This is a genomic window from Pseudomonas sp. FP1742, from assembly GCF_030687145.1.
In the GTDB taxonomy this organism is placed as follows: domain Bacteria; phylum Pseudomonadota; class Gammaproteobacteria; order Pseudomonadales; family Pseudomonadaceae; genus Aquipseudomonas; species Aquipseudomonas frederiksbergensis_D.
On record NZ_CP117460.1, the window covers coordinates 445,952 to 468,325 of the forward strand.

The 22,374-nt window shown below is 60.1% G+C and carries 22 protein-coding genes; 6 read left to right on the top strand and 16 right to left on the bottom strand.

All coding sequences use genetic code 11. The annotated features are described in order from the left end of the window. Window positions 1–5: 5 nt before the first annotated feature. The 6 genes from PSH64_RS01990 to ubiE all read right to left on the bottom strand — a co-directional run bounded on the left by PSH64_RS01990 (window position 6) and on the right by ubiE (window position 4,121). On the bottom strand, window positions 6–284 hold the full coding sequence (locus PSH64_RS01990; RefSeq protein ID WP_105340600.1) for a twin-arginine translocase TatA/TatE family subunit: 279 nt from the start codon (window positions 282–284) through the stop codon (window positions 6–8). 24 nt (window positions 285–308) lie between these two features. Then, a complete protein-coding gene (locus PSH64_RS01995; protein WP_007899279.1) occupies window positions 309–641 on the bottom strand; it encodes a phosphoribosyl-ATP diphosphatase in 333 nt (110 codons plus the stop codon). After that, window positions 634–1,035: a phosphoribosyl-AMP cyclohydrolase gene (gene hisI / locus PSH64_RS02000; RefSeq protein ID WP_007936797.1), complete on the bottom strand. Its 402-nt coding sequence runs from the start codon at window positions 1,033–1,035 to the stop codon at window positions 634–636. Before hisI ends, PSH64_RS01995 begins: the two co-directional genes overlap by 8 nt. Before the next feature lie 91 nt (window positions 1,036–1,126). Next, complete coding sequence (ubiB, locus tag PSH64_RS02005; RefSeq protein ID WP_105340599.1) at window positions 1,127–2,731, bottom strand: ubiquinone biosynthesis regulatory protein kinase UbiB; 1,605 nt, start codon at window positions 2,729–2,731, stop codon at window positions 1,127–1,129. Continuing rightward, entirely contained in the window at window positions 2,728–3,351 is a 624-nt protein-coding gene (locus tag PSH64_RS02010; protein WP_305479782.1) for an SCP2 domain-containing protein, read from the bottom strand. Before PSH64_RS02010 ends, ubiB begins: the two co-directional genes overlap by 4 nt. Next, complete coding sequence (ubiE, locus tag PSH64_RS02015) at window positions 3,351–4,121, bottom strand: bifunctional demethylmenaquinone methyltransferase/2-methoxy-6-polyprenyl-1,4-benzoquinol methylase UbiE (RefSeq protein WP_007936800.1); 771 nt, start codon at window positions 4,119–4,121, stop codon at window positions 3,351–3,353. Before ubiE ends, PSH64_RS02010 begins: the two co-directional genes overlap by 1 nt. Before the next feature lie 153 nt (window positions 4,122–4,274). On the opposite strand from ubiE, the gene PSH64_RS02020 reads away from it, so the two are divergent. The 3 genes from PSH64_RS02020 (at window position 4,275) to PSH64_RS02035 (ending at window position 6,037) form a co-directional block, all read left to right on the top strand. Continuing rightward, window positions 4,275–4,550, top strand: coding sequence for a polyhydroxyalkanoic acid system family protein (locus PSH64_RS02020; protein WP_018929158.1), 276 nt, complete (start codon window positions 4,275–4,277; stop codon window positions 4,548–4,550). Between the two features lie 244 nt (window positions 4,551–4,794). After that, window positions 4,795–5,217 (top strand): phasin family protein, encoded by a 423-nt coding sequence (locus tag PSH64_RS02030; protein ID WP_105340597.1) that lies wholly within the window; start codon window positions 4,795–4,797, stop codon window positions 5,215–5,217. 10 nt (window positions 5,218–5,227) lie between these two features. Next, window positions 5,228–6,037, top strand: coding sequence for a phasin family protein (locus PSH64_RS02035; protein WP_305479783.1), 810 nt, complete (start codon window positions 5,228–5,230; stop codon window positions 6,035–6,037). A gap of 192 nt (window positions 6,038–6,229) precedes the next feature. On the opposite strand, the gene PSH64_RS02040 is transcribed toward PSH64_RS02035, so the two are convergent. From PSH64_RS02040 to PSH64_RS02085, 10 genes are all read right to left on the bottom strand, one after another. Then, window positions 6,230–6,850 carry a TetR/AcrR family transcriptional regulator gene (locus PSH64_RS02040; protein ID WP_105340595.1) on the bottom strand — a complete coding sequence of 207 codons (621 nt, stop codon included), beginning with the start codon at window positions 6,848–6,850 and terminating at the stop codon, window positions 6,230–6,232. 59 nt (window positions 6,851–6,909) lie between these two features. After that, a complete protein-coding gene (gene phaC / locus PSH64_RS02045; protein WP_305479784.1) occupies window positions 6,910–8,592 on the bottom strand; it encodes a class II poly(R)-hydroxyalkanoic acid synthase in 1,683 nt (560 codons plus the stop codon). 129 nt (window positions 8,593–8,721) lie between these two features. Further along, window positions 8,722–9,576 (bottom strand): poly(3-hydroxyalkanoate) depolymerase, encoded by an 855-nt coding sequence (gene phaZ / locus PSH64_RS02050; RefSeq protein WP_086944125.1) that lies wholly within the window; start codon window positions 9,574–9,576, stop codon window positions 8,722–8,724. A 134-nt stretch (window positions 9,577–9,710) separates the two neighbouring features. After that, window positions 9,711–11,390 carry a class II poly(R)-hydroxyalkanoic acid synthase gene (gene phaC / locus PSH64_RS02055; RefSeq protein WP_105340593.1) on the bottom strand — a complete coding sequence of 560 codons (1,680 nt, stop codon included), beginning with the start codon at window positions 11,388–11,390 and terminating at the stop codon, window positions 9,711–9,713. 258 nt (window positions 11,391–11,648) lie between these two features. Then, window positions 11,649–12,026 carry a gamma-butyrobetaine hydroxylase-like domain-containing protein gene (locus PSH64_RS02060; protein WP_105340592.1) on the bottom strand — a complete coding sequence of 126 codons (378 nt, stop codon included), beginning with the start codon at window positions 12,024–12,026 and terminating at the stop codon, window positions 11,649–11,651. A 166-nt stretch (window positions 12,027–12,192) separates the two neighbouring features. After that, complete coding sequence (gene hslU, locus PSH64_RS02065; protein ID WP_105340591.1) at window positions 12,193–13,533, bottom strand: ATP-dependent protease ATPase subunit HslU; 1,341 nt, start codon at window positions 13,531–13,533, stop codon at window positions 12,193–12,195. 54 nt (window positions 13,534–13,587) lie between these two features. Beyond that, window positions 13,588–14,118, bottom strand: a complete 531-nt coding sequence (gene hslV, locus PSH64_RS02070) for an ATP-dependent protease subunit HslV (RefSeq protein ID WP_007936812.1) — start codon at window positions 14,116–14,118, stop codon at window positions 13,588–13,590. Window positions 14,119–14,416: 298 nt separating this feature from the next. After that, the gene (locus tag PSH64_RS02075) at window positions 14,417–15,124 is read right to left on the bottom strand and encodes an SPOR domain-containing protein (RefSeq protein WP_305479785.1); all 708 of its coding nucleotides are present in this window, start codon (window positions 15,122–15,124) and stop codon (window positions 14,417–14,419) included. Between the two features lies 1 nt (window position 15,125). After that, entirely contained in the window at window positions 15,126–16,862 is a 1,737-nt protein-coding gene (argS, locus tag PSH64_RS02080; RefSeq protein ID WP_105340589.1) for an arginine--tRNA ligase, read from the bottom strand. A gap of 239 nt (window positions 16,863–17,101) precedes the next feature. Continuing rightward, window positions 17,102–19,321, bottom strand: coding sequence for a primosomal protein N' (locus PSH64_RS02085; protein ID WP_105340588.1), 2,220 nt, complete (start codon window positions 19,319–19,321; stop codon window positions 17,102–17,104). A gap of 330 nt (window positions 19,322–19,651) precedes the next feature. On the opposite strand from PSH64_RS02085, the gene rpmE reads away from it, so the two are divergent. The 3 genes from rpmE (at window position 19,652) to PSH64_RS02100 (ending at window position 22,146) form a co-directional block, all read left to right on the top strand. Continuing rightward, on the top strand, window positions 19,652–19,870 hold the full coding sequence (rpmE, locus tag PSH64_RS02090; protein WP_105340587.1) for a 50S ribosomal protein L31: 219 nt from the start codon (window positions 19,652–19,654) through the stop codon (window positions 19,868–19,870). Window positions 19,871–19,905: 35 nt separating this feature from the next. Beyond that, a complete protein-coding gene (locus PSH64_RS02095; protein WP_305479787.1) occupies window positions 19,906–20,694 on the top strand; it encodes a thermonuclease family protein in 789 nt (262 codons plus the stop codon). Between the two features lie 183 nt (window positions 20,695–20,877). Further along, window positions 20,878–22,146: a malic enzyme-like NAD(P)-binding protein gene (locus PSH64_RS02100; protein WP_018929144.1), complete on the top strand. Its 1,269-nt coding sequence runs from the start codon at window positions 20,878–20,880 to the stop codon at window positions 22,144–22,146. Window positions 22,147–22,374: the final 228 nt, after the last annotated feature.

The window sequence follows — 22,374 nt, forward strand, 5'->3', positions numbered from 1 at the left end:
AGTGCTCACGAGTCTTTGCGGATCGGCTCTTCGACTTTTTGCGCCTGCACGTCGATGGTGTGCGGCGGGTTCACAGACGTTGTGGCCTGTGGCTGGGTCGGCGGAACCGGTTGGGCCGGAGTCGCAGTCGGGTCGGCCGGTTTCTCTTCGTCGTTCATGGCCTTGCGAAAGCCCTTGATCGACTCGCCCACGTCAGTGCCGAGGTTTTTCAGTTTCTTGGTGCCGAACACCAGTACCACGACAATCAGGATGACGATCCAGTGTTTCCAGTCAAAAATGCCCATGTTGCGTTCCTCTCCAATAATTATTCAGGCGGACGGGCGCGAGGCTTTCTCGGCGTGTCCGGACAGACCGAAGCGACGGTCCAGTTCATCGAGCACAGCCTGTGGATGTTGCCCCAACTGGGCGAGCATGACCATGCTGTGGAACCACAGGTCGGCGGTCTCGTAGATCACATCGCTGCAGTCACCGCTGATGGCGGCATCCTTGGCGGCGATAATGGTTTCGACCGACTCTTCGCCGACTTTTTCCAGAATCTTGTTCAAGCCTTTGTGGTACAGGCTGGCGACATACGAGCTGTCGGCGGCGGCGCCTTTGCGCTCTTCCAGCACCTGGGCCAGACGGGTCAGGGTGTCACTCATGGGTATGTCCTGCGGAGTAGATGGCGTGCGGGTCTTTGAGAACCGGGTCGACGGTTTTCCAGTCGCCGTTCTCGAAGACGCGATAGAAGCAGCTCTGACGGCCGGTATGGCAGGCGATGTCGCCGATCTGCTCGACCATCAGGATGATCACGTCAGCGTCACAGTCCAGGCGCATCTCATGCAGGGTTTGCACGTGGCCGGACTCTTCGCCCTTGCGCCACAGCTTGCCACGGGAACGTGACCAGTAAATGGCACGGTTCTCGGCGGCGGTCAATTGCAGTGCTTCACGGTTCATCCAGGCCATCATCAGGACGCGTCCGGTCTTGTGATCCTGGGCAATCGCCGGCACCAGGCCATCGGCGTCCCACTTGATCTCGTCCAGCCAGTTTTTCATCTTCGACTCCGACAGCGGGCTCTACTTCAATAGTTGAGGCCAATGTTCAAATTCAGCGTTCAAACAGTGTGCCAGCCGATGATCCAACTGGCTATCGGCGAACGACCAGATACAAGCCGATCGCCACCATGATTCCGGCGGGCCAATGCCCCAGTTCGTGCAACGGGCCACCGGCGGCGAGTATCGTGCCACCCGCCAGATGAGCGGTACCGAGCAGGCGCAGGAACACGTCGTCCTTGCGCCGGTGCCACGGAGGCGGCGGGTCGTTGGCGTGGGGTTGGGACATGCGCTCAAGCAGGTCGCGGGCCATGTTGGCCAGGTGCGGGAGCTGTTCGAACTGGCTCTGCACGTTGCCCAGCAAGGCTTTGGGGCTGACGCGCTCGCGCATCCAGCGTTCGAGGAACGGCTGGGCGGTGTTCCACAGATCGAGGTCCGGGTACAACTGGCGACCCAGGCCTTCGATGTTCAACAGGGTTTTTTGCAGCAAGACCAACTGCGGCTGCACTTCCATGTTGAAGCGGCGGGCGGTCTGGAACAGGCGCATCAGCACCTGGCCAAAGGAAATATCTTTTAACGGTTTTTCGAAGATCGGCTCGCACACCGTGCGGATCGCCGCTTCGAATTCGTTGAGTTTGGTTTCTGCCGGTACCCAGCCCGAGTCGATGTGCAGTTGCGCGACACGCCGGTAGTCACGCTTGAAGAACGCGAACAGGTTGCGCGCCAGATAGTCCTGGTCTTCCGGGGTCAGGCTGCCGACGATGCCGCAGTCGATGGCGATGTACTGCGGGCTCCAGGGCTGCACGGTGCTGACGAAGATATTGCCGGGGTGCATGTCGGCGTGGAAGAAGCTGTCGCGGAACACTTGGGTGAAGAAGATCTCCACGCCACGTTCGGCAAGCATTTTCATGTCGGTGCGCTGGTCGGCCAGGGTCGCGAGGTCAGTGACCTGAATCCCGTAGATGCGCTCCATCACCAGCACCTTCGGCCGGCACCAGTCCCAATAGACTTGCGGCACATAGAGCAGCGGCGAACCGTCGAAGTTGCGCTTCAACTGGCTGGCGTTGGCCGCCTCGCGCAGCAGGTCGAGTTCGTCATAGATGGTTTTTTCGTAGTCGCTGACCACGTCCACCGGGTGCAGCAGGCGGGCGTCGGCCGAGAGTTTTTCCGCGGCGCGAGCAAGAATGAACAGCCATGCCAGATCCTGGGCGATGATCGGTTTCAGGCCCGGGCGGATCACTTTGACAACAACTTCTTCACCGGTTTTCAACTGTGCGGCATGCACCTGCGCCACCGAGGCCGAGGCCAGCGGTTCAACGTCGAAACGGCTGAATACTTCACTGATCTTTTTGCCGAGCTGCTCTTCGATCAGTCGGACCGACACTTGCGAATCGAACGGCGGCACGCGGTCTTGCAACATCATCAGTTCATCGGCGATGTCTTCGGGCAGCAGGTCGCGGCGCGTCGAAAGGATCTGGCCGAACTTGATGAAAATCGGCCCCAGGTCCTGCAGCGCCAGGCGCAATCGCGCGCCACGGCTCAGGTCCAGGGGCTTGCGCGGGAACCAGCGCCACGGCAAGGCATAGCGCAGCGCCAGCAAAAACCAGGGCAGCGGCAGGGCGAACAACAGGTCATCGAGGCGGTAGCGGATCACGACGCGCTGGATGCGCAACAAACGGCGGACGGCAAGCAGCTTCATGCGTTATCGCTTGGGTCGAGGGATCGGGAAAGGCGCTCGAAACGCGCCTCGAGACGTTCCAGATCGAGTTTGATCTGGTCCAGTTCACTGAAACGGGCCTCGGCTTCGCGCTGACCGACGAGGGTGCGCGATTCTTCGGCCAGGTACTCGCCCAGGTTCTGGTTGAGGCTGGCGAACCCTTGCTGATACCAGCGTGCGCGACTGCGCAGGTGACCGCCGACCAGTTGCGTGGCCACAGGTCCCAGCCAGCGCGAGAGTTCGTACTCCCAGTCCAGTTCGAGGTCCTGCAGGACCGCCGCCAGTTCCAGCAGCACGCCGCTGTCGCCGTCGAGTTCGACTTCCGGGGCATGCAGAACCGAAGTCTTGTCCTTGCTCGTCGCCAGTTTCAGCAGGCTTGAGGCCGGTGCGCGCAAGGTGCAGTCGGCACCGGTTTCCCAGTGGGAGGCGAGCATCAGACCTTCATCGCTGGGCAGGATGAACACTTGCAGCGCCGGGCTGCGGCAGTCGACGGCAATCACCTTGCCACTCAAATGCGCCAGCCGCGGCAGCGCCGTGCTGTCGAGACGCAGCACCCGGTTCAGGCCGAGTTCAACGCTGGCGAGCAGGCCGGCCAGCAACATCAGGGTTTGATGCCACGGTGCAGGGCGACGATGCCTGCGGTCATGTTGTGGTAGGTCACGCGGTCGAAACCGGCCTCGACCATCATCGACTTCAGGGTTTCCTGATTCGGGTGCATGCGGATCGATTCGGCCAGGTAGCGATAGCTTTCCGAATCATTGGTGATCAGCTTGCCCATCAACGGCATGAAGGCGAACGAATAGGCATCGTAGGCTTTGGACATCAGTGCGTTGGTGGGTTTGGAGAACTCCAGCACCAGCAGGCGACCGCCGGGCTTGAGCACGCGCAGCATCGAGCGCAGGGCGTCTTCTTTATGCGTCACGTTGCGCAGGCCGAAAGCGATGGTCACGCAGTCGAAGTGGTTGTCCGGGAACGGCAGCTTTTCAGCGTCGGCCTGGACGAATTCGACGTTGCCGGACACACCCAGATCCAGCAGGCGGTCACGACCGACCTTGAGCATGGATTCGTTGATGTCGGCCAACACTACCTGACCAGTCGGTCCCACAAGATGCGAAAACTTTTTGGTCAGGTCGCCAGTGCCACCGGCGATGTCCAGCACACGGTTACCGGCGCGCACGCCCGACAGTTCGATCGCGAAACGCTTCCACAGACGGTGCATGCCGCCCGACAGGAGGTCGTTCATCAGGTCGTACTTGGCGGCTACCGAGTGAAAAACCTCAGCGACTTTTTCCGCTTTCTGGCTTTCCGGAACGTTTTTGAAGCCGAAGTGAGTGGTGGGTTCGGCATCGCTGCCTTTGCGCTGATCAGTCATATCGCTGTCACCAAAAGAGAATGCGGGCATTCTAATCCCGGTAGCCTGCTTTGTCTTGGCAAGGCTGAAGGTAAGATATAGAGAAACCGGGACGTTTTGACGCAGCAACGGTCAAGATGACTCAGGAAGTATTCATAAAGCAGGAGTCATTCGATGGCCCATATCAGTGTTGAGCGTGCCCACGGCCTGGGTAAGGAAGCGGCCCGCGAGAAGGCCGACAAGTTGGCGCAGAAACTGTCCGATCAATATGGCCTGGAGCCGCAGTGGTCCGGCGACACCTTGAACCTCAAGCGTTCCGGGGTGAAGGGCGCGGTGCATGTGGGCGAGGATTCGATCAGGGTCGATGTCGAACTGGGGCTGTTGATGTCTGCTATGAGCGGGACCATCAAATCGGAAATCGAAAGGGCGCTCGACAAAGCGTTGGCGTAATCCGGTTATTGTGTGGAATGCGATTAATGTGGGAGCGGGCTTGCTCGCGAATGCGGTGTGTCAGTCGACATCAATGCTGAGTGACACACCGCATTCGCGAGCAAGCCCGCTCCCGCATCTGTTCTGCATCTACAGGTTTTGTGTCATTTGTTAGGGTGCCGTTTCTAATTTTTCTCCCTACTTTGTGCCTGAGCCCGACACTTTCGCGGGCAGTTCCTCAACCCTTCTGCGCGTGAGGTGCACCATGGCCAAAGTTATTTTGAAGAAAAAAGTCGACGTTGAGACCAACACTCTGAACGACGTCAAATCGTATGCCCGCAAGATCTGGCTGGCAGGCCTGGGTGCCTACACCAAGGTCGGCCAAGAGGGTAGCGAGTACGTTCAAGAGTTGATCAAGGCCGGTCAAGCTGTTGAAAAGAAAGGTAAAAAAGTCGTCACTGAAAAGCTTGAAGCGGCTAATGCCGAGATCGATGAAGCCAAGAGTGAAGTGAGTACTTTCAAGGGCAAAGTCGAACTTCAACTCGACAAGGTCGAGAAGGCTTTCGATACGCGTATCGCAAGTGCCTTGAATCGTATCGGTATTCCGTCTAAACATGACGTGGAGACACTCTCTGCTAAGCTCGATGAGCTGACGGCATTGCTCGAACGTGTCGCGCGTAAATCTTAAGGAGAACGGGATGGCTGGCAAAAAGAATACTGAAAAAGAAGGCAGCTCGTGGATCGGGAAGGTCGAAGACTACTCCCGCAAGATCTGGCTGGCTGGTTTAGGCGTGTACTCGAAGATTGACACTGACGGCAGCAAACTCTTCGATGCATTGGTTAAGGACGGCGAGAAAGCCGAGAAACTCACCAAGAGCGCTGTCGGCAAGAAAGTCGATGCCGCCAAGGATTCGGCTTCGTCGGCCAAATCGCGTATCAGTGGCGTGAAAGATCGCGCACTGGGCAAGTGGGATGAGCTGGAAGGGGCTTTTGACAAGCGCCTGAACAGCGCCATTTCGCGCCTGGGTGTGCCGAGCCGCAATGAGGTCAAGGCACTGCACAGCAAGGTCGATACCCTGACCAAGCAAATCGAAAAACTCACCGGCGCCAAGGTTGCGCCTGTTGCGGCGAAAACCGCGGCGGCCAAACCTGCAGCCAAAAGTGCTGCCAAGCCATTGGCCAAGGCCGCAGCGAAACCGGCAGCCAAAACTGCAGCTGCGAAACCTGCAGCCAAAGCGGCCGCTAAACCCGCTGTAAAAGCTGCTGCAAAACCAGCTGCTAAAGCGGCGGCCAAACCTGCAGCTAAAACCGCAGCGGCCAAACCCGCTGCAGCGAAGAAGCCAGCAGTGAAAAAACCGGCAGCCCCGAAAGCGGCAGCGCCAAAATCAGCAGCGGCACCCGCTAAACCGGTAACCCCGGTCAGCACGGCGAACTCCGGCACTGCGCCGACCCCTGCTGTAAGCCCGACTGTCGCACCGACTACATCGGCGCCAACCAGTCAGTCCTGATGATCGTTCCCACGCTCCGCGTGGGAACGATTACGCCCGGCCTGTAAAGGTCGGGCGTTTTTGTTTGCGGATACATTCTAAATAGCACCACGGATCTACTGTGGGAGCGGGCTTGCTCGCGAAAGCGGCGTGTCAGTCGAGATCAATCTTGAATGATGAACCACTTTCGCGAGCAAGCCCGCTCCCACAGGGTTAGTCGTGCTCTTCCAGGTACTGCAACGCCAACCGCTCGGTCGCGACTTTCACCGGCGGCAGCAAGTGCGGCGCCACCAGCATCATGATCTGATACACCACCAGCCGCACTTCACCTTCACGGTCGAGAATCCGCTGATAGTCCAGCGAGAACAGCAACGTCATGGTGATTTGCTCCACCAGTTGCCCCAGCGCCTGGGTGTCACTGACCAGTTGACCCTGAGCCTTCAACTGCGCCAGCAATGAGGCGAGTGTGCGCTTCAACGCATTGAGCAGGTTGCGTATCCCCTTGGCCAGTTTCGGCAGGCGGCCGGCAAGGTTCGACAGATCCTGGAACAGAAACCGGTATTGGGCCAGGCGTTCGACGATCAGGTGCAGGAACAGCCAGTAATCTTCGGGTGCCAATTCCACATCGGACGGTGGATCGAGCAAGGGCGTCAGTTCGGTCTGGAAGCGTTCGAACAGCCCGAGGATCAGCGGTTCCTTGCCGTGGAAGTGGTAGTAGAGGTTGCCGGGGCTGATGCCCATTTCGTTGGCCACTTCCATGGTGGACACGTTCGGTTCGCCCTTCTCATTGAACAACTGCAGGGCACATTCGAGAATCCGGTCGCGGGTTTTCATCCAGTCTTCTTAATGGTCGAGTCAGGCCACGGCCATTGGCGGCCGTGGTTCATTGAACGTCAGCGCACGCGCACGTAAGTACCGGGCGCCGCCTCCATCGGTGGATAGTTCTGGTTGCCAAGGGTCATCAGGGTTTCGTGTTGAGTGCCGGAGCGTTCCTGAATCCAGCTCAGCCATTGCGCCCACCAACTGCCCTCGACGCGTTTGGCGTCGTAATACCAGGCCCGCGGGTCGCTGCTCAGTTTCGGGTTCTCGACGTAGTTGGCTTTCGAATTGTGCGGCGGGTTGAGAATGCTCTGCACATGACCGCTGCTCGACAGCACGAATCGCCGCTCGCCACCCAGCAGCAAGGTCGAGCGATACACCGCATCCCACGGGGTGATGTGGTCGTTTATGCCGGCCACGCTGAAACTGTCGACGGTGACTTTCTGCAGATCGATCGGTGTGCCGCACACTTCCAGCCCGCCCGGATGACTCAGCGGGTTGTGCTTGAAGAAGTCCAGCAGGTCGCCATGAAACGCTGCCGGCAGGCGCGTGTTGTCATTGTTCCAGTAAAGGATGTCGAACGCCGGCGGCTCCTTGCCCAGCAGGTAGTTATTGACGAAGTAATTCCAGATCAAATCGTTGGGACGCATCCAGGCGAACACCCTGGCCATGTCGCGACCTTCCAGAACGCCCTTCTGATACGAGCGGCGCTTGGCCGCTTCCAGCGTCTGTTCGTCGACGAAGAGGGTGGCCGGGCTGTCTATCTGACTGTCGAGCAGGCTGACCAGGTAGGTCGCGCTGGACACCCGCCGCAGCTGCCGCTTGGCTTGCAAGTGCCCTTGCAGCGCAGCGATGGTCAGCCCGCCGGCGCAGGCACCCATCAGGTTGACGTCACGCGCGCCGGTGATCGCCCGGCACACATTCATCGCTTCTTCGGTGGCTTCGACGTAAGACGACAGCCCCCATTCGCGGTGACGCACATCAGGATTGCGCCAGCTGATAATGAATGTCTGCAAGCCGTTCTTAAGAGCGAACTGGACGAAGCTGTTACTGGGGCTCAAGTCGAAAATGTAGAACTTGTTGATCTGTGGCGGCACGATCAGCAACGGCTTGGAATACTGTTTTTCGCTCATCGGCTTGTACTGGATCAGCTCCAGCAGCTCATTGCGAAACACCACGGACCCGGTAGTGGTGGCGACCGTTTTACCCACCTCGAATGCTTGTTTGGTGACTTGTCTGGGCAGGCCGTCGTTGTGCATAAGATCGTCGAGCAGATGGCCGATACCTCGCACCAGACTGTGGCCGCCGGAGTTGAAAAATTCCTTGATCGCCAGCGGATTGAGCAGGGTGTTGGAGGGCGCCACGGCGTCGTTGATCAAGGCAAAGGCAAAGTGGGCGCGGGCGCGATCGTCCGGGTTCAGGTTGCTTTCGTCGATCCAGTTTTTGACCTCCTTCTGCCAACTCAGGTAGGCCTGCAAGCTGCGGCGATAAAAAGGGTTGAGGCTCCACGTCGGGTCGGCAAAGCGACTGTCTTGCGGATTGATCGGGTGCAGGGTCTCACCCAATAGCACGCGGCCAAGCTGGCCACCCAGCTTCAAGGCATGCCGGGCCGTGTACACCGGGTTACGCAGGCCGTGGGTGGCCAGGCTGCGCAAGGTCGAAAGCAGGTCCCGGCCGCGCAGACCGGTCACCGCACTCTGTGCGTTGATGAATGCAGCGGGAGTGGGCAAGGAGCCCTTCGCTGGTTTGTCGCGCATGAGTCAACACTCCTTCGTCATCAGGCCAAAAACAAACTCACCGAACAAATCACCATAGACGTTGTTGCGGATTGTTGCGCGGTACGACGTCCTGTCGACGCTCTTTTCCTGAACCAAAGCCGGGGCCGGTCAACTGCCCGATGGCGCCGGATGCGGATGCATCACCGCGCGCTGACGTTCCTCTTCGAGAAACTTCATGATGATCGGTGCCACCGCTTCGGCCCGGGTAATCAAGAACAGATGACCGTCGTCGATGATGTGCAGTTGGGCATTGGGAATTCGCCAGGCCAGCATGCGCATATTGATCAGCGGGATCAGAGGGTCATCGTCGCCGGCCAGCACCAGGGTCGGCTGTTGGATTTTGTGCAGCCAGTGAATGCTGGTCCAGCCGAAGCCGGCGAACAGTTGCCAGTAATAGCCCAGTTTGCCGGCCGAACGGACTCTGGCGGCGTGACTGGCAGCCAGGGTCGGATCGCGACGGAACGAGCCGCCATAGATCATCGGCGCGATGCGAATCACATGGGACGGCTGGATGTAGCGCCGCGGGCTGGCCATCATCCACAGCACTTTCGGCTTGCCCGGCACCATCACTGTGCCGGCCGCCGTGGCCGCCAACACCAGCTTCTTGCAGCGCTCGGGATAGTCATAGGCAAATTGCTGCGCCAGGGCGCCACCCCACGACACACCGATTACATTGACCTGCCCGTAATCGAGATAGTCGAGCATTCGCGCCGTCAGTTTCGCCAGGCCCGAAAAGCGATACGGTCGGCTGGGCGTCGATGAGCCGCCGACACCGGGTACGTCGAAGGCGATGACTTCCAGGTCCGGATCCAGCGCCTGGACGAACGGAAATATCAGCTCCAGGTTGGCGCCGATGCCGTTGAAAATCAGCAAGGGCGTCAAGTGAGGCTTGCCGGGGCGTACCGCGGTGCGGAGGGTTTGCCCATCCAGGTTGACGGTACGAAATACGAACGGTTGCGGCATGCACGAAGCCCTGTAGGTTTTAAACGCTGATCGGGCCATCCCGGGCCGTCGCAGAATGTTCGAGGCTGGCCTCGAGGCTGATTAATAACAATCGCGGCACCTTCCAGTGCCGCGGACTGCGAGTTGTTTGAAGCTCAACGTTCGTGCACATACGTGCCTGGCGACGCTTCACCCGCGGGATAGGCCTTGTTGCCAAGGTTGGCGGGGGACTTTTTCAGTTTGCCCGAGCGTTCTGCCTGCCATGCCTGCCAATGCAGCCACCAGGAGTCGGTGTGTTTGGTGGAGTTTTCCATCCACTCCTCGGCTTTGACCGGCATGTCGGTGCTGGTCATGTAGCGCGCTTTCGGATTGCCCGGCGGGTTCAGAATGCTCTGGATATGACCGCTGCTGGACAGCACGAACTCGACCTTGCCGCCGAACAACTGTGCCGACTTGTAGCAGGACTTCCACGGAGTGATGTGATCGTTGGTGCCAGCCAGGGAAAAGATGTCGGCGTCGACCTTTTTGAGGTCGATCGGCGTGCCGCACACTTCCAGTGCGTTGGGGCGGATCAATGGGTTGTTTTTGAACATCTCGATCAGGTCGCCGTGGAACGCTGCCGGCAGGCGAGTGGTGTCGTTGTTCCAGAACAGAATGTCGAAAACCGGTGGCTCGTTGCCCAACAGGTAGTTGTTGACCCAGTAGTTCCAGATCAAGTCGTTGGGGCGCATCCAGGCGAAGACTTTCGCCATGTCGCGACCTTCCAGCACACCGGCCTGATAGGAGTGGCGCTTGGCGGCTTCGAGGGTCTGCTCGTCGACGAACAGGGCCACGTCGCTGTCGAGGGTGGTGTCGAGCACGCTGACCAGCAGTGTGAGCGCGTTGACTTTCTTTTCGCCGATCGCTGCGTAATGACCCAGCAGGGCAGTGCAGGTGATGCCGCCGGAGCAGGCACCGAGCATGTTCACGTCTTTGCTGCCGGTGATCGCGGTGACGACATCGACCGCTTCCTTGAGCGCCTCGATGTAGGTCGACAGGCCCCACTCGCGCTGCTCCTTGGTCGGGTTGCGCCAGCTGACGATGAAGGTCTGCACATTGTTGCGCAGGCAGAAGCGCGCCAGGCTCTTGTCCGGGCTCAGGTCGAAAACGTAGAACTTGTTGATCTGCGGCGGCACCACCAGCAGTGGGCGCTCATGCACTTGCTCGGTAATCGGCTTGTACTGGATCAGCTCCAGCACGTCGTTGCGAAAGACCACGGCGCCTTCGGTCACGCCCAGGCTCTTGCCGACTTCGAACGCGCCCATGTTGACCTGACTCGGCATGCCGCCGTTGTGGATCAGATCCTTGGCCAGGTGGGAGAGGCCGTCGAGCAGGCTTTTGCCGCCGGTTTCAAAGAAGCGCTTGACCGCCGCCGGGTTGGCCGCCGTGTTGGTCGGGGCCATGGCTTCGGTCATGAGGTTGATCACGAAATGCCCGCGAGCGACGTCCTTGGGCGAGAGATTGCTCTTATCGATCCAGGTGTGGAGCTCCTTGCGCCACGCCAGATAAGTTTGCAAATAACGTTTGTAGAGAGGGTTTTGGCTCCAGGCCGGGTCGAGGAAACGGCGGTCGTCGCTTTGCGGTTGAAGCTCGGATTTTCCGAACAGCACGTTCTTGAGTTCGATGCCGAAATGGGCGACGTGCCTGGCACTGTGGATGGGTTGCCTGATGGCCTGGGTCAGCACCATTCGGGCAGAGCCCAGTAGATCCTTTCTACGCAGACCCACAACAGGATTCAGTCCCAAGGTATTTTCTGAAGCCTGGAATTTCAGGTCATCGTTTTGCTTGTTACTCATCTACGACGCTCCATTGTCCTGAGGCGAGTACCTGAGCCCAACTGTGAAGTCACACAGCAAACGCCAGGTACTACTGCTCGGGTGACCGTTAATTGCGCATAGCTGCTTTTCAGTTCAGAGAGCACTGCACGGAACTTGCCAGCTCCATTGGTTACCCGAGTTTAATTTTTTTCGCAAGCGGGCCAATCGTTGACACCGCAGCCAAGCATTCAAACAGATGGAATTAGAAAATGCCCTCTAAATACCCCGAGGCCTGACCTAGAGCATCAGCTTGACGACCGACTCGTTCGGATCTCGGGTCTTTCCAGCCGCTTTGAGTTCCGCAAGATAATCGTTCCACAGATCCTCTTGGCGCACCGCCAACTGGTACAGATATTCCCAGGTGAACAGTCCGCTGTCGTGGCCGTCGTCGAAGGTCAATTTCAGTGCGTACTGACCGGCCGGTTCGACCTTGCTCAGGCCTACGCCGATCTTGCCAAATTGCAGGATAGGTTTGCCGTGGCCCTGGACCTCGGCGGAAGGAGAGTGCACGCGAAGGAATTCGGCGCTCAGGTGATACTCCTCGCCGGACGCGTATTTGAGCGTCAGGGTTTTCGAGGCTTTGTGCAGTTTGATGTCGGTGGGGAGTTGGGTCATGGCCTGGCGTCCGTTCTGAGTGGGTCGACAGGGGTTGCGGGTCGACGCTGAACCCTGTGGGAGCGGGCTTGCCCGCGAAGCTTTTATCGCCCTTGAGGACGCCTTCGCGGGCAGTCCCGCTCCCACATTTTTATCCCTGCGGATCCGCTACCACTGTAAGTATGGCTTACAGGATATAACGGGACAGGTCTTCGTTCTGCGCCAATTCGCCCAAGTGGCTGTTGACGTAATCGGCATCGATCAGGATTGGCTTTTCCTCGTGGGTGCTGGCCAGATCGCCGGCGCTGAACGACACCTCTTCGAGCAGGCGCTCGAGCAGGGTGTGCAGGCGACGGGCACCGATGTTCTCGGTCTTCTCATTGACCTGCCAGGCGATCTCGGCAATGCGCTTGATGCCATCGGGCTGGAATTCGATGAGAAGGCCTTCGGTTTTCAGCAGCGCGCAATACTGCTCGGTGAGCGATGCGTGCGGCTCGCTGAGGATGCGTTCGAAATCTTCCGGGCTCAGGGCCTTGAGTTCGACGCGAATCGGCAGGCGGCCTTGCAGTTCCGGCACCAGATCGCTCGGCTTGCTCAGGTGGAACGCACCGGAGGCGATGAACAGGATGTGGTCGGTCTTGACCATGCCCAGCTTGGTGTTGACGGTGCAGCCTTCGATCAGCGGCAGCAAGTCGCGTTGTACGCCTTCACGGGACACGTCGACGCCACCGGTATTGCCGCGTTTGGCGACCTTGTCGATTTCATCGATGAACACGATGCCGTGCTGCTCGACGGCTTCCAGGGCCTTGGCCTTCAATTCTTCTTCGTTGACCAGGCGACCGGCTTCTTCGTCGCGAACCAGTTTCAGTGCTTCCTTGACCTTGAGCTTGCGGTTCTTGCGTTTGCCCTTGCCCATGTTGGCAAACAGGCTTTGCAGCTGGTTGGTCATTTCTTCCATGCCCGGTGGGGCGGAGATATCGACGCCGGTGATTTCGGCCACTTCGATTTCGATCTCCTTGTCATCCAGCTGACCTTCACGCAGGCGTTTGCGGAACAGCTGACGGGTGTTGGAGTCCTGGGCCGGGGCGGCGTCTTCGTTGTTGAAACCCATGCGTGCCGGTGGCAGCAGCGCGTCGAGGATGCGTTCTTCGGCGGCGTCTTCAGCGCGGTGGCGAACCTTGGTCATTTCCTGTTCGCGCAGCAGTTTGATCGCGGCATCAGCCAGATCGCGAATGATCGACTCGACGTCGCGGCCGACGTAGCCGACTTCGGTGAACTTGGTTGCTTCGACTTTGATGAACGGTGCGTTGGCGAGTTTGGCCAGGCGACGGGCGATCTCGGTTTTACCGACACCGGTCGGGCCGATCATCAGGATGTTCTTGGGGGTGACTTCGACACGCAGCTCTTCGGGCAGCTGCATCCGGCGCCAGCGGTTGCGCAAGGCAATGGCGACGGCGCGTTTGGCATCGTCCTGGCCGATGATATGGCGATTGAGTTCGTGGACGATTTCACGGGGGGTCATGGGCATAGTAATTGGCGGTCCTCAAGCAAAAGTGAGCCGTGGCGCTAGGCCGGTACAGGCTTACTCAGCGAGATCCTGCTCCTCGATGGTGATGTTGTGGTTGGTGAACACGCAGATGTCGCCAGCGATGCCCAAAGCGGTTTCGACGATTTCCCGGGCCGACAGGTCAGTCTTTTTCAACAGCGCGCTGGCCGCCGCCTGGGCGTAGCCACCGCCGGAACCCATGGCGATCAGGCCTTCTTCGGGCTCAACCACGTCACCATTGCCGGTGATGATCAGGGAGGCATCTTTGTTGGCGACCGCAAGCATGGCTTCGAGGCGGCTCAAGGAGCGGTCGGTGCGCCATTCTTTGGCGAGTTCGACGGCGGCGCGAACCAGGTGGCCTTGATGCTTCTCTAGCTGACCTTCAAAACGTTCGAAGAGGGTAAAGGCGTCAGCAGTGGCCCCGGCAAAACCGGCGATAACCTGGCCGTGGTAAAGGCGGCGAACTTTTTTCGCATTGCCTTTCATCACGGTATTACCGAGCGAAACCTGGCCGTCGCCGCCCATGACGACTTTGCCGTGGCGGCGAACTGAAACGATGGTGGTCAAGGGAGAGTCTCCACGCAGCGGGGCGAAAATGCCTTATGCCAACTCATATGGGGGTGGTGGAGCGTTTTTCAACTGCAGGACGCGGCGGGGGACGAGCGGTGTGTCATTTGCGAAGGCGGGTGCAAGTGAATCCCTATGGCGAGGGGGCTTGCCCCCGTTGGGGCGCGAAGCGGCCCTAAAGTCGGTCGCCGCGGTTGGCCAGACAGACCTTGGCGGTCGATTTTAGGGCCGCTTCGCAGCCGAACGGGAGCAAGCTCCCTCGCCACAAAAGCAGATTGCTTCTGCCAGTACAGTGGGATCAGCGGCTCTGGCGTTGTTGTAACAGCAGGTTGCTGAAGCCGCTGCCCGCCAATTGTTTCTGGGCGGTGGTCAACTGTTCGCGGTTGCTGAACGGCCCGACCAGCACCCGGTACCAGGTTTCGTCCTTCACCGTCCCGGACTCAACCGCAACGGCCTGCCCCAGCAGGATGATCTGCGCCCGAACCTTGTCGGCATCGGCTTCCTTGCGAAACGATCCCGCCTGCAGGAAGAACTTGGTCACCGGCGCCGCTTTTGCCACCGGTGGTGCTGGCGGCGGGGTGATGCCGGCCAATGCCGCTTGCGCCCGGGCGGTGTCGATCTTCGCCGCTTCCGCCGGTGTGACCGGTGTGGTCGGAATGGCCGGTACCTGTGGCGTCGGCAGGGTCTTCTCCGGCACCGCGTCCGGCGGCACGATCACTTCCGATTCCGGCAGCAAGGTGTAGAAGTCGTACTTCGGCTTCACCGGTTGCGTCGGGCTCGGCGGGGTCTTGTTGGCCTCGGCGATCTTGGTGGCTTTCTGCTGCTCGACCTTCTCGCGCTTGACGCTGTCACTGCCCTTGCCCGGCTCCAGCTTCATCAGGAACACAATGAACGCGCCGACCGTCAGGCCGATGGCCATCCACAGCCAGCCCGGGATCGGTTGCTTTGCAGGAGCTTGGTAACGGCTGGCGCCACGCTTGGGTGCAGGTTTTTTCTTGGCAGCCAACTTACATACGCTCCAGAGTTTCCAGACCCAAGAGTTCCAGGCCTTGCTTGAGAGTGCGGCCGGTCAACGCGGCAAGGCGCAGACGGCTCTGCATTTGCGCCGGGGTGTCGGCGCCGAGGATCGGGCAGTTCTCGTAGAAGCTGGAGAACAGGCCGGCAACATCGTACAGGTAGGTGCAGAGGATGTGCGGTGTACCTTTGTCCGCCACGTTATTCAGGATTTCGCCGAACTGCGCCAGTTTCGCTGCCAGCTCATGCTCGTGCGGCGCTTCGAGGACGATCTGCCCTTCGACTTCGCTGAAGTCCTTGCCGAGTTTGCGGAACACGCCGGCCACCCGGGTATAGGCGTACAGCAGGTATGGCGCGGTGTTGCCTTCGAAGTTCAGCATCAGGTCGAAGTTGAAGCTGTAGTCGCTGGTGCGGTGCTTGGACAGGTCGGCGTACTTCACCGCGCCAATGCCAACGACCTTGGCGATGTTGCGCAACTCGTCTTCGGCCAACTCCGGGTTCTTCTCCTTCACCAGCGTGTAGGCGCGTTCCTGGGCTTCGGTCAGCAGGTCGATCAGCTTCACGGTGCCGCCGTCACGGGTCTTGAACGGACGGCCGTCGGCGCCGTTCATGGTGCCGAAGCCCATGTGTTCCATTTCCATCGGATGGGTCACGAAGCCGGCCAGGCGCGCGACCTGGAACACTTGCTGGAAGTGCAGCGCCTGGCGCTGGTCAACGAAATACAGCGCGCGATCGGCCTTCAGCACGCCGCTGCGGTAGCGTACGGCCGCCAGGTCGGTGGTGGCGTAGAGGTAGCCGCCGTCGGCCTTGACGATGATCACCGGCAGCGGATCGCCATCGGCGTTCTTGAATTCGTCGAGGAACACGCATTGAGCGCCGTTGCTCTCGACCAGCATGCCCTTGGCCTTGAGGTCGTTGACCACGTTGATCAGGTCGTCGTTGTAGGCGCTTTCGCCCATTACGTCGGCCATGGTCAGTTTGACGTTCAGCAGTTCGTAGATTTTCTGGCAGTGGGACAGCGAGATGTCCTTGAACTTGGTCCACAGCGCCAGGCAGTCCGGGTCGCCGGCTTGCAGCTTGACCACCAGGCCACGGGCGCGGTCGGCGAACTCTGCGGATTCGTCGAAGCGCTGCTTGGCGGCGCGGTAGAAGTTTTCCAGGTCCGACAGCTCGTCGCTGGTGATCGGGTTTTCCTGCAGATAAGCCATCAGCATGCCGAACTGGGTGCCCCAGTCGCCGACGTGGTTCTGACGGATCACGGTGTCGCCGAGGAATTCCAGAACCCGCGCCACGCCGTCGCCGATGATGGTCGAGCGCAAGTGGCCGACGTGCATCTCCTTGGCCAGGTTCGGTGCCGACAGGTCGACTACGGTGCGCTGCACCGGGCCGGCCTTGCGCACGCCGATGTGGTCGTCGGCCAGGGCCGCGTCCAGACGGGTCGCCAGGGCTTGGGTGTTCTGGAAGAAGTTCAGGAAGCCAGGGCCGGCGATTTCGGCTTTGGAGACGTTCTCGTCAGCCGGCAGCGCGGCGATGATTTTCTCGGCCAGGTCACGGGGTTTCATACCGGCCGGTTTCGCCAGCATCATCGCGATGTTGCTGGCGAAGTCGCCGTGAGTCTTGTCACGGGAGTTTTCCACCTGGATCGCCGGCGACAGGCCTTCAGGCAACACACCTTCGTTGACGAGTTGGGTGATGGCTTGTTGGATCAGCTGGCGAATGGTGTCTTTCATGGTCTTCTCTTTCGACCGCAGGCGCGGCGGCGCTTCAGTGCGCTGGTGGAAAAACTGGGCATTATCCGTTGCGAAGACGGGCTTGCCAACTATAGCGGGCAGGTTATGGATATGTGGTGACAAATCGGCCGCCTTCGCGAGCAAGCCCGCTCCCACACGGGATCCCAAGTGTTCACATATTCGGGGGCCGCCTCAAAACCCCTGTGGGAGCGGGCTTGCTCGCGAAAGCAATCTTCCAATCAATACAAATCCACAGGGTCGACATCCAAAGACCACCGCACCGCTCGCCCACTCGGCATCTGCTCCAAAGCCAGCAACCAACTGCTCAATAATCGATGCAACGGCGCCCGGGCCGTGGCTTGCAGCAACAACTGCGCGCGATAGCGCCCGGCCCGTCGTTCCATTGGCGCCGGTACCGGCCCCAGCAACTCGATACCGGTCAGATGCTGCTCGGCCAGCAGTCGCTCGGCCTCGCTGCACGCCTCATCCAGAAAGCCTTCGGCCTGCCCCGGTTTGTGCGCTTCGGCCCGCAGCAGCGCAAGATGCGCAAACGGCGGCAGACCCGCGGAGCGGCGTTCGCTCAACGCCTGTTCGGCAAAGGCGAAATAGCCCTGTTCGGTCAACTGCACCAGCAGCGGATGGTCGGCCAGGTGCGTCTGGATGATCACTTTACCCGGCTCTTCGGCCCGCCCCGCGCGCCCGGCGACCTGGACGATCAACTGCGCCATGCGCTCGCTGGCGCGGAAGTCGCCGGAGAAGAGTCCGCCATCGGCATCGAGAATCGACACCAGGGTCACCCGAGGAAAGTGGTGTCCTTTGGCAAGCATCTGCGTGCCGACCAGAATGCACGGCTGGCCTTTCTGGATGGTCGCGAACAACTGATTCATCGCGTCTTTGCGTGAAGTACTGTCGCGGTCGACCCGCAGTACCGGGACGTCCGGGAACAGAATCCCCAGGCGTTCCTCGGCGCGCTCGGTACCGGCGCCTACCGGTCGGAGGTCGACCTTGCCGCACTTCGGGCAATGCCGGGGCACGCGTTCGACGTAGCCACAGTGGTGGCAACGCAGTTCGCCCGAGCGCTGGTGCACGGTCATTCGCGCGTCGCAGCGCTGGCATTCGGACATCCAGCCGCAATCGTGGCAGAGCAGCGTCGGGGCGAACCCTCGGCGGTTGAGAAATACCAACACCTGCTGGCCGGCGGCGAGAGTCTGACCGATGGCTTGCTGCATCGGTCCGGAAATGCCGCTGTCCAGTGGACGACTTTTCACATCCAGGCGCAGGAAGCGCGGTTGCTTGGCGCCACCGGCGCGCTCATTCAGGCGTAAGAGGCCGTAACGACCGGTGTAGGCGTTTTGCAGGCTTTCCAGCGACGGCGTAGCGGAGCCGAGCACGATCGGGATGTTTTCCTGCCGGGCGCGAACCAGCGCCAGGTCGCGGGCGTGGTAGCGCAGCCCTTCCTGCTGTTTATAGGAACCGTCGTGCTCTTCATCGATGATGATCAGGCCGGGGTTTTTCATCGGCGTGAACAGCGCCGAGCGGGTGCCGATAATAATGTCGGCTTCGCCGTCCCGTGCGGCCAGCCAGGCGTCCAGGCGCTCGCGGTCGTTGACCGCGGAATGGATCAGCGCGATGCGCGCATTGAAGCGCTGTTCGAAGCGCGCCAGGGTTTGCGGGCCGAGGTTGATTTCCGGGATCAGCACCAGGGCTTGCTTGCCGGCCTCGAGGGTTTCGCGGATCAGCTGTAAATAGACTTCGGTCTTGCCGCTGCCGGTGACGCCGGCCAGCAGGAACGCGTGATAACTGTCGAACCCGGCGCGAATCGCCTCGTAAGCAGCACGCTGCTCGGGGTTGAGCGGTAATTCCGGTTGCGCCAGCCAGCGTTCGTGGCGAGCGCCGGGGGCGTGTTTGCGGATTTCCACCTGCACGAGGTCTTTGGCCAGCAACAGATCGAGGCTGTCCTTGCTCAGCATCAGTTTGCTCAGCAGCTGATGGGCGACACCGTGGGGGTGCTGGGCCAGGGTCGCCAGGGCTTCACGTTGCCGCGGGGCGCGGGCGATGCGCGGATCATCGAGGCTGGCGCCGGGGGCGGCGGACCAGAAACGCTCCTGGCGGGCTTCTGCCAGTTCGCCTTGACGCAGCAACACCGGCAGCGCCCAGCTCAATGTGTCGCCGAGGCTGTGCTGGTAATACTGAGAGGTCCACAGGCACAGCTTGAACAGCGCGGGGGGGAGCGGCGGCGTGACGTCGAGCAGGGCCAGGGCCGGTTTGAGCTTTTCTGCCGGCACTTCGCTGGTGTCGGTGACCTCTACCAGAATCCCGATCATCTCCCTCCGACCGAATGGCACCCGCAAACGCATGCCCGGGTGAAGCTGGGCGCGCAGGACTCCGGCCGGGGCGCGATAGTCGAACAGGCGGCGCAGGGGCGAAGGCAGGGCGAGGCGCAGAATAGCGTTGGGCACGCGATTGTTTTCTCGATGAGGGAGCGATGACGAAGGCCGGGAGCCTAGCAGACGGTCGGATTTGTGTCCTCCATCAGGAAAGCGTTCAAGTGTTGACGAGTGGATTTTAATGCCAGGCAAGGCGCTACGACGACTCATAGCGCGCTATGGGGAGGAGTAGCAACGCAGCATGGCGTTAAAAGACGCCGTCAACATTGAACAGTCTTTCCTGATGGAGGGCACCCACGACAGCTTGCGTGATCGCAAAGGTCTGGTAGAATCCGCGGCCTAATTACGTGCGGTATTCAACAATAGTGTTGGGTGGCGGCACGCTAGCCTGAGGAAGACACCATGAAAGCCGATATCCATCCAGAATACCCAGCAGTTGACGTAACTTGCAGCTGCGGCAACAAGTTCGAAACCCGTTCGACCTACGGCAAAGCCCTGGCGATCGACGTTTGCAACGAATGCCACCCGTTCTACACCGGTAAGCAAAAGACTCTGGACACTGGCGGCCGCGTTCAGCGTTTCGCAGACCGTTTCGGTGCTTTCGGCGCGAAAAAGGCCTAAGGCCGATCAACTTGGGAAGCCGTTACGGTTTTTCCATGCTGATGAAAAAGGCGTCCCTCGCGGGCGCCTTTTTTATGTCTGCGATTTGGCTTTCCGCTGCCCAGGCCTTCTGCCCGGCGCCGAGCGGGCTGACGCCGGTCGCGGTGCAGCGGGTGGTGGATGGCGACACCTTGCGTCTGAGCGATGGACGCAGTGTGCGCATGATCGGTTTGAACACTCCGGAGCTGGGCAAGCATGGTCGTTCCGACGAGCCGTTCGCCGTGGCCGCGCGCAAGCGCCTGGAAGCCCTGGTGGCCGCCAGCGACGGGCGGGTCGGTTTGCTGCCGGGTAAAGAAAGCAAGGACCATTACGGTCGCACCCTGGCCCATGTCTACGGCGTCGACGGTACCAACCTCGAAGCACAGATGCTTGCTGAAGGTCTCGGTTTTCAGGTCGCGGTAGCGCCGAACGTCGATTTGGTCGGCTGCCAGCAAGCGGCGGAACGCAGTGCCCGTCAGGCCGGCCTCGGGCTGTGGCGACAATCACCTGTACTGAAAGCGGAGCAGATCAACGCGTCAGGCTTCGCCGTGCTCAGTGGTCGTGTGAGCAAAGTTCAGCGCAATCGCGGCGGGGTTTGGATCGAGTTGCAGGATTCGGTTGTATTGCGGGTTGCACCCAATAGGCTGGGGCAATTCGATGATGCGTCGCTTGAGAAGCTCAAAGGCAAGCAAATCGAGGCTCGTGGCTGGGTCGTGGATCGTTCGCGCCGTGGCGGGCTGAAGCCCGGGCAGGCGCGCTGGCTTTTGCCGCTGACTGATCCGGCGATGCTGCAGGTCGCACCGTAAGAAAAAATTGTAGACATTTATTCTGTCGATTGTGAACAGTCTATCCCTTGTGTTCCGTGGCTCTTGGCCCAAAGTCGTAGAGTAGGGCGCTTGACAGGGGTGACTGGTCAGTCTTGTGGGGACTTTGCGACACGAGTATCCTCGGCGGTCCGTCTGTCCAACAGTAAAAAGCGGAATGCCCACATGTCTGATTTGAAAACTGCCGCTCTCGAATATCACGCCAATCCTCGTCCAGGGAAGCTGAGTGTCGAGCTCACCAAGGCCACTGCTACCGCCCGCGACCTGTCGCTGGCCTACAGCCCCGGCGTAGCCGAACCAGTACGCGAAATCGCCCGCGATCCTGAACTGGCCTACAAATACACCGGCAAAGGCAACCTGGTTGCAGTCATTTCCGATGGCACCGCGATTCTGGGCCTGGGTAACCTCGGTCCATTGGCTTCCAAGCCGGTGATGGAAGGTAAAGGTGTTCTGTTCAAGCGCTTCGCCGGCATCGACGTGTTCGACATCGAAGTCGACTCCGAAAGCCCGCAAGCCTTCATCGACACCGTCAAGCGTATCTCCATCACCTTCGGTGGCATCAACCTGGAAGACATCAAGGCACCTGAGTGCTTTGAAATCGAGCGCGCTCTGATCGAGCAGTGCGACATTCCGGTATTCCACGATGACCAGCACGGTACTGCGATCGTGACCGCTGCCGGCATGATCAACGCCCTGGAAATCGCCGGTAAAACCCTGCCGGAAGCCAAGATCGTCTGCCTGGGCGCCGGTGCTGCCGCCATCTCCTGCATGAAATTGCTGGTGAGCATGGGCGCCAACATCGAAAACATCTACATGGTTGACCGTACCGGTGTGATCCACTCCGGCCGTGACGACCTGAACCAGTACAAGGCCGTCTTCGCTCACGCGACCGACAAGCGCACCCTGGCTGACGCACTGGAAGGCGCTGACGTATTCGTTGGCCTGTCCGGTCCGAACCTGCTGAGCGCTGAAGGCCTGAAGTCCATGGCGGCCAACCCGATCGTGTTCGCATGCTCGAACCCGGATCCGGAAATCTCCCCGGAACTGGCGCACGCCACTCGCAACGACGTGATCATGGCCACCGGCCGTTCGGACTACCCGAACCAGGTCAACAACGTACTGGGCTTCCCATTCATCTTCCGTGGTGCCCTGGACGTTCGCGCCAAGCGCATCAACGAAGAAATGAAAGTGGCTGCCGCCAACGCCCTGCGTGAACTGGCCAAACTGCCAGTGCCTCAGGAAGTGTGCGACGCCTACGGCGGCATCAAGCTGGAATTCGGTCGTGAGTACATCATCCCGAAACCAATGGATGCTCGTCTGATCACCCTGATCTCCGATGCCGTGGCCAAGGCCGCAATCGAGACCGGCGTGGCGACCCTGCCGTATCCGAAGAACTACCCGCTCAAAAGCGTGGATGATGTGTTCAACGGCTAAGTCGTTGTAACGCTTCAAGCAAAGGCCCCGGCTCATTCTGAGTCGGGGCTTTTTTGTATCTGAGAGATTTGCATCGTTTGTCAGGGGGCCTTCGCGGGCAAGCCCGCTCCCACAAGATTCCGTGGCGCTTTCAGGGGTTACGAATCACCGAGATCCCTGTGGGAGCGGGCTTGCCCGCGAAGCGCCGGGTCATTCAACGCATAACCGGCAGACATAAAAAAGCCCCGC